This is a genomic window from Bordetella ansorpii, from assembly GCF_900078705.1.
In the GTDB taxonomy this organism is placed as follows: Bacteria; Pseudomonadota; Gammaproteobacteria; order Burkholderiales; family Burkholderiaceae_B; genus Bordetella; species Bordetella ansorpii_A.
In genome coordinates, this window is sequence record NZ_FKIF01000006.1 from 981,975 (window position 1) to 997,321 (window position 15,347).

The 15,347-nt window shown below is 67.0% G+C and carries 19 protein-coding genes; 14 read left to right on the forward strand and 5 right to left on the reverse strand.

Annotation, left to right across the window (positions count from 1 at the left end; translation table 11 throughout):
- Positions 1-112 precede the first annotated feature (112 nt).
- Together A6745_RS14845 and purT are read right to left on the reverse strand one after the other, a co-directional pair.
- Complete coding sequence (locus A6745_RS14845; protein ID WP_066128237.1) at positions 113-658, reverse strand: GbsR/MarR family transcriptional regulator; 546 nt, start codon at positions 656-658, stop codon at positions 113-115.
- 352 nt (positions 659-1,010) lie between these two features.
- Positions 1,011-2,231 (reverse strand): formate-dependent phosphoribosylglycinamide formyltransferase, encoded by a 1,221-nt coding sequence (gene purT, locus A6745_RS14850; RefSeq protein ID WP_066128241.1) that lies wholly within the window; start codon positions 2,229-2,231, stop codon positions 1,011-1,013.
- Between the two features lie 127 nt (positions 2,232-2,358).
- Here purT and A6745_RS14855 point away from each other — a divergent pair, with 127 nt between their 5' ends.
- The 10 genes from A6745_RS14855 to A6745_RS14900 all read left to right on the forward strand — a co-directional run bounded on the left by A6745_RS14855 (position 2,359) and on the right by A6745_RS14900 (position 10,429).
- Positions 2,359-3,348: a KpsF/GutQ family sugar-phosphate isomerase gene (locus tag A6745_RS14855; RefSeq protein ID WP_066128245.1), complete on the forward strand. Its 990-nt coding sequence runs from the start codon at positions 2,359-2,361 to the stop codon at positions 3,346-3,348.
- Between the two features lie 3 nt (positions 3,349-3,351).
- Positions 3,352-3,954 (forward strand): KdsC family phosphatase, encoded by a 603-nt coding sequence (locus A6745_RS14860; RefSeq protein WP_066128248.1) that lies wholly within the window; start codon positions 3,352-3,354, stop codon positions 3,952-3,954.
- A gap of 9 nt (positions 3,955-3,963) precedes the next feature.
- A complete protein-coding gene (lptC, locus tag A6745_RS14865; protein ID WP_066128250.1) occupies positions 3,964-4,596 on the forward strand; it encodes an LPS export ABC transporter periplasmic protein LptC in 633 nt (210 codons plus the stop codon).
- Positions 4,593-5,216 (forward strand): lipopolysaccharide transport periplasmic protein LptA, encoded by a 624-nt coding sequence (gene lptA / locus A6745_RS14870; protein ID WP_066128255.1) that lies wholly within the window; start codon positions 4,593-4,595, stop codon positions 5,214-5,216. The genes lptC and lptA overlap by 4 nt, the downstream gene beginning before the upstream one ends.
- Before the next feature lie 46 nt (positions 5,217-5,262).
- Complete coding sequence (lptB, locus tag A6745_RS14875) at positions 5,263-6,054, forward strand: LPS export ABC transporter ATP-binding protein (protein ID WP_066128258.1); 792 nt, start codon at positions 5,263-5,265, stop codon at positions 6,052-6,054.
- Between the two features lie 225 nt (positions 6,055-6,279).
- Positions 6,280-6,615 carry a ribosome hibernation-promoting factor, HPF/YfiA family gene (gene hpf, locus A6745_RS14880; protein ID WP_066128261.1) on the forward strand — a complete coding sequence of 112 codons (336 nt, stop codon included), beginning with the start codon at positions 6,280-6,282 and terminating at the stop codon, positions 6,613-6,615.
- A gap of 311 nt (positions 6,616-6,926) precedes the next feature.
- A complete protein-coding gene (locus A6745_RS14885) occupies positions 6,927-7,382 on the forward strand; it encodes a PTS sugar transporter subunit IIA (protein WP_066128922.1) in 456 nt (151 codons plus the stop codon).
- A 7-nt stretch (positions 7,383-7,389) separates the two neighbouring features.
- Positions 7,390-8,316, forward strand: coding sequence for an HPr(Ser) kinase/phosphatase (gene hprK, locus A6745_RS14890; RefSeq protein WP_066128264.1), 927 nt, complete (start codon positions 7,390-7,392; stop codon positions 8,314-8,316).
- A gap of 267 nt (positions 8,317-8,583) precedes the next feature.
- Positions 8,584-9,453, forward strand: coding sequence for an RNase adapter RapZ (gene rapZ / locus A6745_RS14895; RefSeq protein ID WP_066128267.1), 870 nt, complete (start codon positions 8,584-8,586; stop codon positions 9,451-9,453).
- A gap of 13 nt (positions 9,454-9,466) precedes the next feature.
- A complete protein-coding gene (locus tag A6745_RS14900) occupies positions 9,467-10,429 on the forward strand; it encodes a septal ring lytic transglycosylase RlpA family protein (protein WP_162270275.1) in 963 nt (320 codons plus the stop codon).
- 76 nt (positions 10,430-10,505) lie between these two features.
- Here A6745_RS14900 and A6745_RS14905 read toward each other — a convergent pair whose 3' ends face one another.
- Both A6745_RS14905 and rsmI read right to left on the reverse strand, forming a co-directional pair.
- Positions 10,506-11,075, reverse strand: coding sequence for a methylated-DNA--[protein]-cysteine S-methyltransferase (locus tag A6745_RS14905; protein ID WP_066128273.1), 570 nt, complete (start codon positions 11,073-11,075; stop codon positions 10,506-10,508).
- The gene (gene rsmI / locus A6745_RS14910) at positions 11,072-12,016 is read right to left on the reverse strand and encodes a 16S rRNA (cytidine(1402)-2'-O)-methyltransferase (RefSeq protein ID WP_066128276.1); all 945 of its coding nucleotides are present in this window, start codon (positions 12,014-12,016) and stop codon (positions 11,072-11,074) included. The genes A6745_RS14905 and rsmI overlap by 4 nt, the downstream gene beginning before the upstream one ends.
- Positions 12,017-12,114: 98 nt before the next feature.
- On the opposite strand from rsmI, the gene A6745_RS14915 reads away from it, so the two are divergent.
- The 4 genes from A6745_RS14915 to A6745_RS14930 are packed head-to-tail and all read left to right on the forward strand — an operon-like array spanning position 12,115 to position 14,478.
- Positions 12,115-12,636: a YraN family protein gene (locus tag A6745_RS14915; protein ID WP_066128924.1), complete on the forward strand. Its 522-nt coding sequence runs from the start codon at positions 12,115-12,117 to the stop codon at positions 12,634-12,636.
- Between the two features lie 8 nt (positions 12,637-12,644).
- Positions 12,645-13,238: a phosphoheptose isomerase gene (locus A6745_RS14920; protein WP_066128925.1), complete on the forward strand. Its 594-nt coding sequence runs from the start codon at positions 12,645-12,647 to the stop codon at positions 13,236-13,238.
- Complete coding sequence (locus A6745_RS14925) at positions 13,235-13,990, forward strand: BON domain-containing protein (RefSeq protein WP_066128927.1); 756 nt, start codon at positions 13,235-13,237, stop codon at positions 13,988-13,990. The genes A6745_RS14920 and A6745_RS14925 overlap by 4 nt, the downstream gene beginning before the upstream one ends.
- A complete protein-coding gene (locus A6745_RS14930) occupies positions 13,987-14,478 on the forward strand; it encodes a peroxiredoxin family protein (protein ID WP_066128279.1) in 492 nt (163 codons plus the stop codon). The genes A6745_RS14925 and A6745_RS14930 overlap by 4 nt, the downstream gene beginning before the upstream one ends.
- A gap of 70 nt (positions 14,479-14,548) precedes the next feature.
- Here the strand turns inward: A6745_RS14930 and A6745_RS14935 are convergent, their stop codons facing one another.
- Positions 14,549-15,346: a MetQ/NlpA family ABC transporter substrate-binding protein gene (locus tag A6745_RS14935; protein WP_066128282.1), complete on the reverse strand. Its 798-nt coding sequence runs from the start codon at positions 15,344-15,346 to the stop codon at positions 14,549-14,551.
- Position 15,347 lies beyond the last annotated feature (1 nt).

Sequence of the window (15,347 nt, forward strand, 5' to 3'; positions counted from 1 at the left end):
TCCCGGGCAGCGGATAAAAGTCCCGTGGCTTGCTGGCGTGACAGACAGCCGGGCCACGATACGGAACGGATGCGCATCTTCATCTTAGTGTTTCCAACGGGCACGGCTGGCTTCAATCCCGACCGCGCAACTTACCGGCGAACCCAAGCACCCTCTGGACCCGGGACCCCATCTTCATCAGGCTTTGCAGGGTCTCGGGGGGAAGGCGCTGTATCTCATCGAACCAGCCGGTGGAAAGTTCGATGAGTTCGAGCATTTCGTGCATGCGCTTCTGGGCGTGAACCTCGGACGAGTCCTTGGGGGCATCCAGCAGCGTGTCGCGCAACAGGGTCAACGTGGGATCGATCTCGCGCTTGCGCTTCTCTTCCATCAGGATGCGGAAGATTTCCCAGACATCCTTGGGGGTTTCGAAGTAGTCGCGGCGATCGCCCACCTGGTGCACCAGCTTGACCAGGCGCCAGGACTGCAACTCTTTCAGGCCCATGCTGACGTTGGAGCGCGAGAAACCGAGCTTCTCTGCGATGTCGTCCGCGTGCAGGGGATCCTCGGCCAGGAACAGCAGCGCGTAGATCTGGCCGACGGTGCGATTGACGCCCCAACGGCTGCCCATTTCGCCGAAATGCAGGACGAAGCGCTCGGTCTGGGGGGAAAGCGGCATGGCGTTTTATGTTTCGTTACGTTGATTTCAGTATTTCCTGAAATTATCGAACTTTGCGAAATCAAAAGCAACCGATCCGCCAAAAACCTTACTCTCAGTGATGTCATCTTGCCACCCCACGGGCCGGCCGAGACATGCCGATCCGGCGGTTTGTTGCGCTGGGACAAATTTCGGGCGACTTTCCGGCACGCCAAAAAGACCCGACACGCCTGCCGAAGACATTTCGAGCCAGAACGCGTGGGGCGGACTTGCGGCAGGCGGCTGCGCGGTGGCGGCGGCCAGATGGCAAAAGCCCGGCGGGCGCCGGGCTGTCAGGGAGAAGGCGCCACGCGCGTGGCGCCACTGGACGGCGTCAGGCCTTCTTCCGCACCGTCACGGCCGATGACACGCGGCGCGCCTTGGCGCGCGCCTGCGTGACGTCCAGCGCGGTGGCCAGGCCCACGCCCATGCGGCGCTTGACGAACGATTCGGGCTTGCCGAACAGGCGTACGTCGGTGCCGGGCTCGGCCAGCGCCTGGGCCACGCCATGGAACGTGACGTCCTTCGCTTCGACGCCGCCGTAGATGACGCTGCTGGCGCCCGGCTGGGTGAGCGCGGTATCCACCGGCAGGCCCAGCAGCGCGCGCGCGTGCAGTTCGAATTCGTTCTGCACCTGCGTAATCATCGTGACCATGCCGGTGTCGTGCGGACGCGGACTGACCTCGGAGAACCAGACCTGGTCGCCCGCCACGAACAGCTCGACGCCGAAGATACCCAGGCCGCCCAGTTCGGACGTGACCGCCAGCGCCACGTCGCGCGAACGCGCCAGCGCGGTGGACGACATGGGATGGGGCTGCCAGCTTTCCACGTAGTCGCCGTCGACCTGCTTGTGGCCGATGGGTTCGCAGAAGCGGGTTTCGATCTCGCCGCCGGCGCCACGGGCGCGCACCGTCAGCAGCGTGATCTCGTATTCGAAATTGATGAAACCCTCGACAATGGCGCGCCCGCCGCCCACCCGGCCGCCCTCCTGGGCGTAACGCCAGGCCTGGGCCACGTCGTCGGCGCCGCGGATGACCGACTGGCCCTTGCCGGACGAGGACATCACCGGCTTGATGACGCAGGGATAGCCGATGCCGCCGTCGATGGCCTGGCGCAGTTCGGCTTCGCTGTCGACGAAACGGTACGGCGAGGTGGGCAGGCCCAGCGTTTCGGCCGCCAGCCGGCGGATGCCCTCGCGGTTCATGGTGAGCTGGGCGGCGCGGGCGGTGGGTGTGACGCGCACCTGGCCGGCGGCCTCGAGCTCGACCAGCAGGTCGGTGGCGATGGCCTCGATCTCGGGCACGATGACGTGCGGCTTTTCGGCCTCGATGACCTGGCGCAGGGCCTGCGCGTCGGTCATGGACACCACGTGGGCGCGGTGCGCCACCTGGTGGCCCGGCGCGTCGGCATAGCGGTCGACGGCGATGACCTCGACGCCCAGGCGCTGCAAGGCGATGATCACTTCCTTGCCCAGCTCTCCGGACCCCAGGAGCATGACGCGGGTGGCGGACGGCGACAGCGGAGTACCGAGGACGGGAGCGGGAAAAGAGGACATGGCAGGTTTATCAGGGACGGAAAAAGCGGAAAAAAGCGCCTCGATAGCGGGCGCCGGATAGCGTCGCCAGCATGCCACACGCCACCAGGGCGGGCAACCGCCGCCCGGTACGATTAAAATCCCGCGAATGATCGATCATCCCACCCCCTCGCCGGACGACGCCATCGCATCGGCCCGCCGCACGCTGCAAGTCGAAGCCCAGGCCATCCAGGATCTCTCTTCGCGCCTGGACGACAGTTTCAGCCGCGTCGTGCACATGCTGCTGGAATGCCGCGGACGCGTTGTCGTCAGCGGCCTGGGCAAGACCGGCCACATCGCCCGCAAGATCGCCGCCACCTTCGCCTCCACGGGAACCCCTGCCTTTTTTGTCCATGCCGGCGAAGCCGTGCATGGTGACCTGGGCATGATCACCGCGGACGACGTACTGATCGCCATCTCGTATTCGGGAGCCGGCCAGGAACTGCTGACCATCCTGCCCGTGGTGCGCCGCATGGGCGCCGGGCTGGTGGCCATCACCGGCAACCCCACCTCCGAACTGGCCCTGCAGGCCGACGTGCACCTGGACGCCAGCGTGGCCCAGGAAGCCTGCCCGCTGAACCTGGCCCCCACCGCCAGCACCACCACCGCGCTGGCGCTGGGCGATGCGCTGGCGGTCGCCTGCCTCGAGGCGCGCGGCTTCGGCACCGAGGATTTCGCCCGCTCGCACCCCGGCGGCGCGCTGGGCCGCCGCCTGCTGACCCACGTGCGCGACGTGATGCGCCACGGCGCCGGCCTGCCCACCGTGCCGGTCGACGCCCCCCTGTTCCGCGCCCTGGAGGAAATCTCCGCCAAGGGCATGGGCATGACGGCGGTGGTGGATGGCGACGGTTATCCTGTCGGCATCTTCACCGACGGCGATCTGCGCCGCCTGATCGAACGGTGCGGCGACGTGCGCGGACTGGCGGTCAACGAAGGCATGACGCGCGCGCCGCGCACGATCTCTCCCGACGCGCTGGCGGCCGAGGCCGCCCAGCAGATGGACGAATTGCGGTTGAATCAGGTACTGGTGGTCGACGGCGAAGGCAAGCTGATCGGCGCTGTGCATACTCACGATCTGATGGCCGCCAAGGTAGTGTAAAAAATGACGAACCCGACTTTCGCCACCCATCCCGGCGAGGCCCTCGTATTGGCCCGCGTGGCCCCCAACGCGCGCGAACGCGCCGCCGCCGTCCGCCTGATGGTGTTCGACGTCGACGGCGTGCTGACCGACGGCAGCCTCTACTACGGCGAGAACGGCGAGCAGATGAAGCGCTTCCATGCGCTGGACGGCCACGGCCTGCGATTGCTGATGGAGGGCGGCGTGAAGGTCGCGCTGATCACCGGCCGCTCCGGTCCCATCGTCGCCCGCCGCGCGGCCGAACTGGGCATCGCCGATGTGCAGCAAGGCGTGCGCGACAAGGGCACGGCGCTGGCTGAACTTGCCCAGCGCCACTCGGTCCAACTGAACGAGACGGGCTATATGGGCGACGACATCATCGACCTGCCCGCCATGCAACGCGCCGGCTTCTCGGCCAGCGTGCCCAACGCCCCCGGCTACGTGTCGCAATCCGCCCACTGGATTGCAACTTTGCCAGGCGGCAGCGGCGCCGTACGCGAATGCTGCGACCTGCTGCTGGCCGCCCGCGGCCGGTTGGCCGGCTTCCTTGCCGGTCCCGCGCTGCTCGACCGCGACGTCATACAGTAACGGCTGCCAATGAAAGAACGCTTTCCCGCCCTCATCGCCCTGTTCCTGCTGACCGCGCTGGTCCTTGGCACATGGTGGGCGGCCGACTACGCCCAACGCGCCGTGCAAGTCGATCCGCCGCGCCGCGTCACGCATGAAATGGACAGCTGGGCGCGCGGCTTCGTCATGCTGCGCACCGATCCCGACGGCAAGCCCATCAACCGCATCGAAGGCGAGTACGCCGAGCACTTTCCCGACGACGACTCGTACCACGTCACCTCGCCGCGCGCGATAGGCCAGCAGGAAGGCAATCCCATCACGGTGGGCGTCTCGAAGACCGCGATCATCGAAGCGGGCGGCAAGCGCATCGTCATGAACGGCGACGCCCACATACACCGCCAGCCCGATGCCCGCAACGATCCGCTGGACGTGCGCAGCCAGCAACTGATCATCCTGCCCGATGAGGACGTCGTACTCACCGATCTGCCTGCCCAAGTGTTAAAAGGCAATTCACGCATGAACGGCACGGGCATGCACTATGACAACAAGACCCGGCAACTGCGGGTATCGTCGTCCTCCGACGTCGAGATCGCCGGGTCCGAGTCGCGCAAACGCCAGCAAGGCGACAGCGCGCCGGACAACTCCAACCAGAAACAACCATGACCCTTCCGATCGCTTCCGCCACGACCCGCCTGCTGGGCGCCCTGCTGCTGGCCGCCGCCTGCGCGCAGGCCCAGGCGGCGCAACCCGCGCAGCAGGAAGATCCCAGCACGCTGATCCTGTCCGACACGCTGCACTACGACGACATCAAGCGCCAGAGCGTCTTCACGGGCAACGTCGTGCTGACGCGCGGCCTGATGAAACTGAACGCCGACAAGCTCGAAGTCAACGAGGACGCCAAGGGCAACCAGCACGGCGTGGCCACGGCCAACAAGGGCAAGATGGTGACGCTGCGCCAGGAACGCCCCGAGACCTTCGAGACCATCGAGGGCGTGGGCCTGCGCGCCGAATATGACGGCGGCAGCAGCCAGTTCGACCTGATCGGCCAGGCCGTGGTCACGCGCTTCATCTGTGGCAAGCCCTTCGACGTCATCCGCGGACAGCGCGTGCGCTACAACGACAAGACGGGCACCTACGAAGCCGAAGGCGGCCCGAACTCGTCGGCGCCGGGTGGCCGCGTGCGCTCGCTGGCCGAACCCCGCGCCAAGACCGAGGCGGCCATCGCGCAATGCCGCGCCCAGCAAGGCAAGAAGCCGGCGGCCGACGCCCAGAAGGCCAAGTAATCCTCCGTCCTTCGCCAGGCGCCTCCACACCGCATTTGCATTCACGATGACCGAACCCACTTCGCCCGCCCTGTCCGCCGCCACTTCGGGCTCCCGCCAGGGCACTTTGCAGGCTACCGGGCTGCGCAAGACCTACAACGGCCGCACCGTGGTGCAGGACGTCTCGCTGTCCGTCGCGGGCGGCGAGGTCGTGGGACTGCTCGGGCCCAACGGCGCGGGCAAGACCACCAGCTTCTACATGATCGTCGGGCTGGTGCCGGCCGATGCCGGCCGCATCGAGATCGACGGCTCGCCCATCACCGCGATGCCGATCCACAAGCGCGCGCGCATGGGCCTGTCGTACCTGCCCCAGGACGCCTCGGTGTTCCGCCGCCTGACCGTCGAGCAAAACATCCGCGCGGTGCTGGAACTGCAGGTCGATGCCCAGGGCAAGACGCTGTCGACCGCCAGGATCAAGGAAGAGCTCGAGTCCCTGCTGGACGAGCTGCAGATCGGCCATATCCGCGCCAATGCGGCCATCTCCCTGTCCGGCGGCGAACGCCGCCGCGTCGAAATCGCACGCGCCCTGGCCACGCGCCCCCGCTTCATCCTGCTGGATGAACCCTTCGCCGGGGTGGACCCGATCGCCGTGATCGAGATCCAGCGCATCGTTCGCTTCCTGAAAGGCCGCGGCATCGGCGTGCTGATCACCGACCACAACGTGCGCGAAACCCTGGGCATCTGCGATCGCGCCTACATCATCAGCGAAGGCAAGGTGCTGACCGACGGCCATCCCGACGAGATCGTCGGCGATCCTGCCGTGCGCCGTGTCTATCTCGGTGAGCACTTCCGGATGTAACGCCGGACGTCGGCGCATTCCCCGCCAGTCACCCCCGGGAAAATCCCAATCCTGCCTGCGGCGCGGTCACAATTTTGGTGGTCCGCGCCGCTTGTTTTGGGCGGCAGAGTCTATACACTAGGAATCAAAGACAGTTTGATTACACGACTACAGGAGGATCTGCCTAGCGATTCACACGCGCATCCCGCGCATCTGTTTTTTCTCTTTTTTCTAGGAGAGCAGCTTATGAACCTGAGCATCAGCGGTCGTCATCTCGACGTCACCCCGGCCATCCGGGAATATGTCATGAACAAACTGGCGCGAGTGCTGCGGCATTTCGATCACGTCATCGATACCCAGGTCATGCTCTCAGTGGAGCCATTGCGCCACAGAGCCGAAATCACCATGCGCTTGCGCGGCAAGGACATCCATTGCGAAGCCGTGGATGAGAACCTCTACGCCGCCATCGATCTGCTGGCCGACAAGATCGACCGCCAGGTCCTCAAGTACAAGGACAAGGTCCAGAGCCACGCCACCGACTCCGTCAAGCGGCAACCTGTCGAACTGACGCAGCAGTTGTGATGAGCGCCACGGCGCACGCGCGCCGCATGCTCTGCACACCGGGCCGATAGCGCCCACGAACCGATGTCCCGACTTCCGTGTGCCGGGACATCGGCATCAAGTACCTTCCCTCCGAGCGTTGCATCCATGCCCGCCCGCTCTTCACAGCGCCGGCCGCATGCGGCTATGCTTATCCATCGACTCGCCGTGCATATTTCGCCGCCGGCCCGCGCAAAGGCCAAAACGCCCTCCGAGACAGGGGCAATCCACCCGCCGCGCGGGGCCGGCCCATCGTTTTTTGCACTGCGACATAAAAACCTATAATGCTTCGCATGAATCATCTGTCGCGCATCCTATCCGCCGGCAATGTCGTGCTCGACATGCAGGCCACCAGCAAGAAACGGGCGTTCGAACAGGCAGGCCTGCTATTCGAGAACCTTCATGGCCTGGCACGCTCCGTCGTGTTCGACAGCCTGTTCGCCCGCGAGCGCCTGGGATCCACGGCGCTGGGCCAGGGCGTCGCCGTGCCGCATGGCCGCGTCAAGGGCCTGCAGCAAGCCCAGGCCGCGTTCCTGCGCCTGGCGCAGCCCATTCCGTTCGACGCCCCCGATGGCCAGCCGGTATCGATGCTGCTGTGCCTGCTGGTCCCCGAAACCGCCACGCAACAGCACCTGGACATCCTGGCCGAGTTGGCCCAATTGATGTCGAACAAGCCCCTGCGCGATGCACTGGCCACCGAAGCCGATCCGGCCGTGGTGCATCGCATGCTCACTACCGGACAACTCTGACACCGCCATGCTTACCGTCCAGGAACTGGTCGACGACAACGCCGACACGATCTCGTTCCACTGGATTGCCGGTCAGAACGCCGCAGACCGCGCCATCCCCGACGACGGCATGGCTGCCGCCGACCTGGTGGGCCACCTCAACCTGATCCACCCATCGCGGGTGCAGGTATTCGGCCAGGAAGAGCTTGCGTACTACACGCGCTTCGACCTGCGCCGCCGCATGCACCACATGGACGAGTTGCTGATCGGCGGCGTGCCGGCGATCCTGCTGGCCGACGGCCTGACGCCGCCGCAAGACCTCGTCGACCAATGCGAGCAGCATCAGGTGCCGCTGCTGTCCACCCCGGTGGCCGCCGCGCAGTTGATCGACCTGCTGCGCATCTACCTGGGCAAGAAGCTGGCGCCCACCACCACGGTGCACGGCGTCTTCATGGACGTGCTGGGCCTGGGCGTGCTGATCACCGGCGAATCGGGCCTGGGCAAGAGCGAACTGGCGCTGGAACTGATCTCGCGCGGCCACGGTCTGGTGGCCGACGACGCGGTCGAGTTCTCGCGCACCGCCCCCAACGTCATCGAGGGCCATTGCCCGCAGTTGCTGCAGAACCTGCTGGAAGTGCGCGGCCTGGGCCTGCTGGACATCCGCACCATCTTCGGCGAGACCTCGGTGCGCCGCAAGATGCGCCTGAAACTGATCGTGCACCTGGTGCGCGCCACCGCACAGGACAAGTTCGAACGCCTGCCCCTGCAGGACATCACGCAGGACATGCTGGGCCTGCCGGTGCGCAAGGTCATGCTGCAGGTGGCCGCCGGCCGCAACCTGGCCGTGCTGGTCGAGGCCGCCGTACGCAACACCATCCTGAAACTGCGCGGCATCGACACGCTGGGCGAGTTCATGGAGCGCCAGGCCATGGCGATCCTGCAGAACAGCAAGTGACCAGACGGTGACACGCCGTGGGGACGACCACCGCCCCTCGGCCCGATTTCGACTTGTGTTGAAATATTTACGCGATGACAGGGCGGTAACATCCTGAGGTCGGCGGCATCGTCGCCCATCGGATTTCCGGCCCTCGGCCTCCCCGGCAGGCCGCGCCCCCGCGTCGTGCGCCGTGGTTGCCCCCTCGCAGGGGCAATGAGCCGAAAAGTACGGCGTCCAAGGCCTTTTACCGTTCTCCCCGCCGCAAACCATGCCACAATCACAGCCATGTTGAGCGTCGTCCTAATCACCGGCATCTCTGGCTCCGGCAAATCCGTCGCCCTGCGCATGCTGGAAGACACCGGCTATACGTGCATCGACAATCTGCCGGTGCGGTTCCTCAGCGAGTTCATCGCCACCTCGTCGGCCAACGACACCACGCAGCGCGTGGCCATCGCCATCGACGTGCGTTCGCCGGGCGAGCTGGCCGAACTTCCCGATGCCATCACCGCGTTGCGGTCGCTGGGCACCAGTCTGCGCGTGGTGTTCCTGGACGCGGACACCGACACGCTGGTGCATCGTTATTCCGAATCGCGGCGCCGCCACCCCCTGACCGACCGCGCCGCGCGCCTGGGCCGCAATCCCTCGCTGCAAGGCTGCATCGATCTCGAACGCGACATGCTGGCGCCGCTGCGCGAGCAGGCGCACGTCATCGACACCACGGCGCTCACGCCCGGCCAGCTGCGCGCCTGGATGCGCGACCTGATCCAGGCCGACCGCGCGCCGCTGGTGCTCACGTTCGAATCCTTTGCCTACAAGCGCGGCGTGCCCAACAGCGCCGACCTGCTGTTCGACGTACGCTGCCTGCCGAACCCGCACTACGACAGCACGCTGCGTCCGCTGACCGGCCGCGACGAACCCGTGGCCAACTGGCTGGCGGGCTTCGACGTGGTGGGCAACATGATCGACGACATCGCCGGCTTCATCCGGCGCTGGCTGCCCGAATACACGAAGGACACCCGCAACTACCTGACGGTGGCGGTGGGCTGCACCGGCGGACAGCACCGGTCGGTCTACGTGGTCGAGCAACTGGCCCGCATCTTCGCCGACCACGAACCGCTGCTGGTGCGCCATCGCACCCAACTGCCGGACGAATGATCCACCGCACATGATCCTGCTGCCCCGTTCCTTCGCGCTGCTGGCGACCCTGATGCTCGCCATTGTCATGGCGGGATGTTCGTCCACCGGCGAACGGCGCAGCGCGGGGGGCGGCGGCTACTACAAGGACGACGGCCCCGGCAGCAACCCGCCGTCCAACCTCGACGCCATTCCCGACGCCGTGCCGCGCATCGAACCGCTGGCCAGCGGCGCCAACCGCCCCTACGTGGTGTTCGGCAAACGCTACGTGCCGGACCTGGACGACGACGTGCACCACCAGGAAGGCATCGCCTCCTGGTACGGCAAGAAATTCCACGGCAACTCGACGTCCAACGGCGAAAAGTACGACATGTACGCGATGACGGCCGCGCATCCCACCTTTCCCATCCCCAGCTACGCGCGCGTCACCAGCAAGGTCAATGGCCGCACCGTCATCGTGCGCGTCAACGACCGCGGGCCTTTCCACAGCGACCGCATCATGGATCTGTCCTATGTGGCCGCCTACAAGCTGGGCCTGATCGGGCCGGGCAGCGGTCCGGTCACGGTCGAACGCATCCTGCCCGAAGAGATCAATTCCATGATCGCCCGCAACGGCTCGGGCGGCGCCGGCAACGAACCCGTCGCCACGCCCATCGCCGAAGCCAGCAGCTCGCAGGCGGCGGTGCTGCCCGTGGCGGCAAGCCTGCCGGTCACTGCGCCTGCGCGGCCGTTACCGCAGGCGGCGCCCGCGGTAACGGCCGCGGCGGGCGGGTTCTATCTGCAGTTGGGCGCCTTTGGCCAGCAGGCCAATGCGCAATCGTTGGTCAACCGCATCAACACGCAGCTCGACGCGGGTACGCCGCCCGCCGTCATCGTGCAGACCAACCAGCTATACCGCGTGAAGATCGGCCCTTATCCCAACCGCGAAGCCGCGCTGGGCGCGGTACAGCAGGTATCTTCGCGCACCGGCATCCTGCCCACGCTGGCTGCGCAATAAAGACGCCCCCAACCGAGCCTTCGGCTGGCGGTCCAGCTCGCGGTGCGCCGGCCGCTCGGATCCGCCAGGCAAGAACCTACCAGGGCAGTTCGGCCTGCGCGTTCGATGTGCGGCGCGTGCGGGCATCGGGCCCGACATAGCGGTGCCCCTCGTGCGCCAACAGTTCGCGCTTGCGCGCCAGGCCGCTGCTGAAGCCGGTGAGCGACGTGTCGTGGCCGATCACGCGATGGCACGGAATGAAGATCACCAGCGGATTGCGGCCCACGGCGCCGCCCATCGGCCGCACGGCCTTGGGCCTGCCGATGCGGCGCGCCAGGTCGCCGTAGCTGACCAGCTCGCCGAATTCGAGCTCGATGAGCGCACGCCACACCTGACGCTGGAAATCGGTGCCGATCGGGCGCATGGGCACGTCGAAACGCTGCCGCTGGCCCGCGAACCATTGCGCCAGTTCCTCTTCGGCCTGGCGCAGCACCGGCGCAGTTTCGCACTGCCAGTGCGCAGGCGCGGGCTCGTCGTCGCGGGCCAGGAAACTGGCTTCGCACAGGGCATCCTCTTTGCTGACCAGGCGCAGCGTGCCCAGCGGCGTGGCAATGTCCTGGTAGCGGTAGCGGCCCTGCACGTCGCCGGCGGCCTGCTTCTGCCTCATGCCTGCTGCTCCTTGCGCGCCAGGGCACGGTTGTACAGCTTGTCGCGCGGCAGGCCGGTGACGCGCGCGGCCACGCGGGCGGCATCGCGCACCGACAGGCTTTCCAGCAAGGCGTCCAGCAGCGTGTCGGTCTGCGGGTCCATGTCGGCGGCTTCTTCGTCATCGACCGCCGTCACGACGGCCTCGTGGACGATCAGCACGAATTCGCCCTGGCCGCGATGGGAATCGGCGGCCAGCCATTCGGCGGCCTCGCCCAGCGGCACGGTCGCGATCTCTTCGAAGCGCTTGGTCAGTTCGCGCGCCACGGTCAGGCGGCGCGACGGCCCGCAGACTTCCAGCAGATCGGCCAGGGTGGCGGCCAGCCGGTGCGGCGACTCGAACATCAGCACCGGCGCGGGCAACGCGCACCAGCTGCGCAGCCAGCGTTGCCGCGCCGTGGCCTTGGGCGGCGCGAAACCGGCGAAGGCATAGGCAGGGTTTTCGTCGGAGGTGGCGCCGCTGCCCATCAGGGCGGCGATGACCGCGCTGGGACCCGGAATCGGCACCACGTTGTAGCCAGCCTCGCGCGCGGCGCGCACCACCCGCGCGCCGGGATCGCTGACGGCGGGCGCACCCGCATCGGACACCAGCGCCACGCGCTGGCCTTGCGCCAGGCGCTCGCAGATGGCTTGCGCGGCGGCGGCCTCGTTGTGGCGGTGGGCGGCCATCAGCGGCGTGGAAATGCCCCAGGCGTCCAGCAGGGTGCGGCTGGCGCGGGTGTCCTCGGCCGCGATCACGTCGGCGCGGGCCAGGGCCTGCCAGGCCCGCAGGCCCAGGTCGCCCAGATTGCCGATGGGCGTGGCCACCACGTACAACGTGGCCTCGGGCCAGTGCTGGGCGGCGACGCGCTCGGCCACCCGGCGCCAGGCATCGCCCGCCACGGGTGAGACATCTTGATTCATCGCAAAGCTTCGCGGCAGTCGGAAGTGTGCCAGTGTAGCCCTTCATGCCTGGCCGGCACGCGCGGCGGGCGTCCTGTTTCCCTTGCATGCACCTGGACATGGCCGACGATACGATCCCGCTCTCCTCCGATCCCGACACGCTGGCCTACACCCTGGCGGCCGCCCGGCGCGGCAAACGGCGGCGCCGGCCCAGCGGCTCGCGCATGCCTCGCGCCGCGGCCAAGAACGAACCGCGCCTGTCGCCCTCGCAGCGGCGTGGCCTGGCCTTCGAGGACGACGCCCTGGAACTGCTTGCCGGACACGGCCTGCAGCCGGTGGCCCGCAACCTGCGCGCCTCGCCCGGCGAGATCGACCTGGCGCTGCGCGACGGCGACACGCTGGTGCTGGTCGAGGTGCGGGCGCGCGGCAATGGCCGCTACGGCGGCGCGGGGGCCAGCATCGACCGCGCCAAGCAGCGCCGCCTGGCCCGGGCCGCGGCCTTGCTGCTGCCCAGGCTGGCCGAGCGGCACTGGAACGGCCGCATCCCGCCCGTGCGTTTCGATGCCGTGCTGTTCGATGGCGACGCGCGACCCCAATGGGTGCGCGCGGCCTTCAGCATCGACGACGGGATGGTGAGATAATGCGCGCCATGGATATGACCTCCCGGATGACGTCGCACTTCCGCGACGCGATCGGCCTGTTCGAACAAAGCATGCACACCCTGGCGGAACCGCTTTCCGCCGGTGTCGACCTCATGTTCTCGGCCCTGGCCAACAATGGCCGGATTTTGGCCTGTGGCAATGGCGGCTCCGCCGCCGACGCGCAGCATTTCATCGCCGAACTGGTCGGCCGCTTCGAGCGCGAACGACTGCCGCTGGCCGGCATCACGCTCAGCGCCGATACCTCCATCCTGACGGCGGTAGGCAACGATTACGGTTTCGACGAAGTCTTCGAGCGCCAGGTCAGCGCGCTGGGCCAGCACGGCGACATCCTGGTGGCCCTGTCCACCAGCGGCAACTCGCCCAACGTGGTGCGCGCCATCGAAGCCGCCCGCGACCGCGAGATGCACGTCATCGCCCTGACCGGCAAGGGCGGCGGCGTGATCGGGGAACTGATGACACCGCAGGACGTCCATCTCTGTGTGCCACATGACCGCACCATGCGCATCCAGGAAGTCCACGGACTGTTGCTGCATGCGCTGTGCGACGGCATCGATGCCCTCTTGCTTGGAGACACCGAATAATGACGAACGCCACCGCCGCTTCCCGTGCTTGCCTGCTGGCCACCGTGCTGGCCTGCGCCGTGGCCCTGCCCGGCTGCGTCCCGCTGGTCCTGGGCGGCGCCGCCGCCACCACCGCCGTGGTCGCCACCGACCGGCGCACCACGGGCATCCAGCTCGAAGACCAGAACATCGCCCTGAAGGCCCAGAACCAGATCGGGCAGAAGCTGGGCGACGCGGCCCGCATCAACGCCACCTCGTACGAAGGCCGCGTCCTGCTGACCGGCGACGTGCCCTCCGAAGCCGCCAAGGCCGAAGCCACGTCCATTGCGCAGCGCGTCGAGCACGTCAAGACGGTCTACAACCAATTGACGGTCGGCCCTGCCGCCTCGCTGGGTACGCGCAGCAACGATTCCTGGCTCAGCTCCAAGGTCCATGCCTCGCTGCTGAACGCGCGCTACGTGCCTTCCAGCACCATCACCGTCACCACTGACCGCAGCGTGGTCTACCTGATGGGCAAGGTCACCAAGATCGAGGGCGACTACGCCGCCTCCACGGTCTCCGGCGTGAGCGGCGTGGCCAAGGTGGTCAAGCTGTTCAACATCATCAGCCGCGAAGAGGCCGTGCGCCTGTCCGGCGGCGCCAATGACCAGGTCGAACCGAACAAATCCGGCTCGGCCGAACCCTCCGCCCCCGTCGCCCCCATCGAAGACAGCGGCACGTCAGCCACCAGCGTCGATACTGGCGGTTCGATGCAAACCATGCCCATCAAATGAAAAAGATCATTCTCGCCCTGGCCGTGGTGGTGGCCGCCGGTATCGGCGGCTGGTTCGTCATGCGCCCCGCCCCCACCGCCCCCGACGTCACGTTCACCATGATCGACGGCAAGCAGGTCAGCATGCAGGACCTGCGCGGCAAGGTCGTGCTGGTCAAGTTCTGGGCCACCAGTTGCGTCACCTGCGTGAAGCAGATGCCGGAAACCATCAAGGCCTACAACGAGTACGCCCCCAAGGGTTACGAGGCCGTGGCGGTGGCCATGTCCTACGATCCGGCCAACTACGTGCTGAACTTCGCCGAAAGCCGCAAGCTGCCCTTCCCGGTGGCGCTGGACAGCAAGGGCGACGTGGCCCGCGCCTTCGGCGACGTGCGCCTCACGCCCACCGCCTTCCTGATCGACAAGCAGGGGCGCATCATCAAGCGCTACCTGGGCGAGTACGACGTAGCGGAATTCCATTCCACCGTCGAGAAGGCGCTGGCGGGCTGAGCGCGCCGCGCTTGAACGATGGCGTGGACAAAGGACCCTGCGGGGTCCTTTGCTTTTGCCGCCTCGGGAATCAGAACGCCGGAACGACGGCGCCCTTGTACTTCTCGACGATGAACTTCTTGACGGCCTCGGAGTGCAGGGCCTGCACCAGTTTCTTGATGGCCGGGGCGTCCTTGTTGTCTTCGCGGGTGACCACGATGTTGGCGTACGGAGAATCCGACCCCTCGATGAACAACGCGTCGCGCGTGGGCACCAGGCCGGCCTCCAGGGCGTAGTTGGTGTTGATCAGGGCCAGGTCGACGTCGCCCAGGGCGCGCGGCAGGATGGCGGCCTCGAGTTCGCGGAACTTCAGCTTGCGCGGATTCTCGGCGACGTCCAGCGACGTGGCCGTGATGTTCGACGGATCCTTCAGCTTGATCAGGCCCTGCTTCTGCAGCAGCAGCAGCGCGCGGCCGCTGTTGGACGGATCGTTCGGAATGGCCACGGTGGCGCCTTCCTTCAGTTCGGACACGGCCTTGATGCGCTTGGAGTAGGCGCCGAAGGGTTCGACGTGAACCAGCGCCACCGGCACCAGCTTGGCGCCGCGGTCTTTGTTGAAGGTGTCCAGATAGGGCTTGTGCTGGAAGAAGTTGGCGTCCAGCTCCTTGTCGGCCAGTTGCAGGTTGGGCTGCACGTAGTCGCTGAACACCTTGATGTCCAGGTTCACGCCTTCCTTGGCCAGCACGGGCTTGACCACTTCCAGGATCTCGGCGTGCGGCACCTGGGTGGCGCCCACGACCAGCTTCTGGGCCTGCGCCGTTGCGGAAACACCGAAGGCCAGGCCGACGGACGACGCGAGCACCAGGGCGCGCAGAAAATTGAAACGCATG

Excerpts from the sequence above, each read along its gene's own strand:
- A6745_RS14845 (WP_066128237.1), bottom strand. The coding sequence starts at position 658 with ATGCCGCTTTCCCCCCAGACCGAGCGCTTCGTCCTGCATTTCGGCGAA.
- purT (WP_066128241.1), bottom strand. The coding sequence starts at position 2,231 with ATGTCCTCTTTTCCCGCTCCCGTCCTCGGTACTCCGCTGTCGCCGTCC.
- A6745_RS14855 (WP_066128245.1), top strand. The coding sequence starts at position 2,359 with ATGATCGATCATCCCACCCCCTCGCCGGACGACGCCATCGCATCGGCC.
- A6745_RS14860 (WP_066128248.1), top strand. The coding sequence starts at position 3,352 with ATGACGAACCCGACTTTCGCCACCCATCCCGGCGAGGCCCTCGTATTG.
- lptC (WP_066128250.1), top strand. The coding sequence starts at position 3,964 with ATGAAAGAACGCTTTCCCGCCCTCATCGCCCTGTTCCTGCTGACCGCG.
- lptA (WP_066128255.1), top strand. The coding sequence starts at position 4,593 with ATGACCCTTCCGATCGCTTCCGCCACGACCCGCCTGCTGGGCGCCCTG.
- lptB (WP_066128258.1), top strand. The coding sequence starts at position 5,263 with ATGACCGAACCCACTTCGCCCGCCCTGTCCGCCGCCACTTCGGGCTCC.
- hpf (WP_066128261.1), top strand. The coding sequence starts at position 6,280 with ATGAACCTGAGCATCAGCGGTCGTCATCTCGACGTCACCCCGGCCATC.
- A6745_RS14885 (WP_066128922.1), top strand. The coding sequence starts at position 6,927 with ATGAATCATCTGTCGCGCATCCTATCCGCCGGCAATGTCGTGCTCGAC.
- hprK (WP_066128264.1), top strand. The coding sequence starts at position 7,390 with ATGCTTACCGTCCAGGAACTGGTCGACGACAACGCCGACACGATCTCG.
- rapZ (WP_066128267.1), top strand. The coding sequence starts at position 8,584 with ATGTTGAGCGTCGTCCTAATCACCGGCATCTCTGGCTCCGGCAAATCC.
- A6745_RS14905 (WP_066128273.1), bottom strand. The coding sequence starts at position 11,075 with ATGAGGCAGAAGCAGGCCGCCGGCGACGTGCAGGGCCGCTACCGCTAC.
- rsmI (WP_066128276.1), bottom strand. The coding sequence starts at position 12,016 with ATGAATCAAGATGTCTCACCCGTGGCGGGCGATGCCTGGCGCCGGGTG.
- A6745_RS14915 (WP_066128924.1), top strand. The coding sequence starts at position 12,115 with ATGGCCGACGATACGATCCCGCTCTCCTCCGATCCCGACACGCTGGCC.
- A6745_RS14920 (WP_066128925.1), top strand. The coding sequence starts at position 12,645 with ATGGATATGACCTCCCGGATGACGTCGCACTTCCGCGACGCGATCGGC.
- A6745_RS14930 (WP_066128279.1), top strand. The coding sequence starts at position 13,987 with ATGAAAAAGATCATTCTCGCCCTGGCCGTGGTGGTGGCCGCCGGTATC.
- A6745_RS14935 (WP_066128282.1), bottom strand. The coding sequence starts at position 15,346 with ATGCGTTTCAATTTTCTGCGCGCCCTGGTGCTCGCGTCGTCCGTCGGC.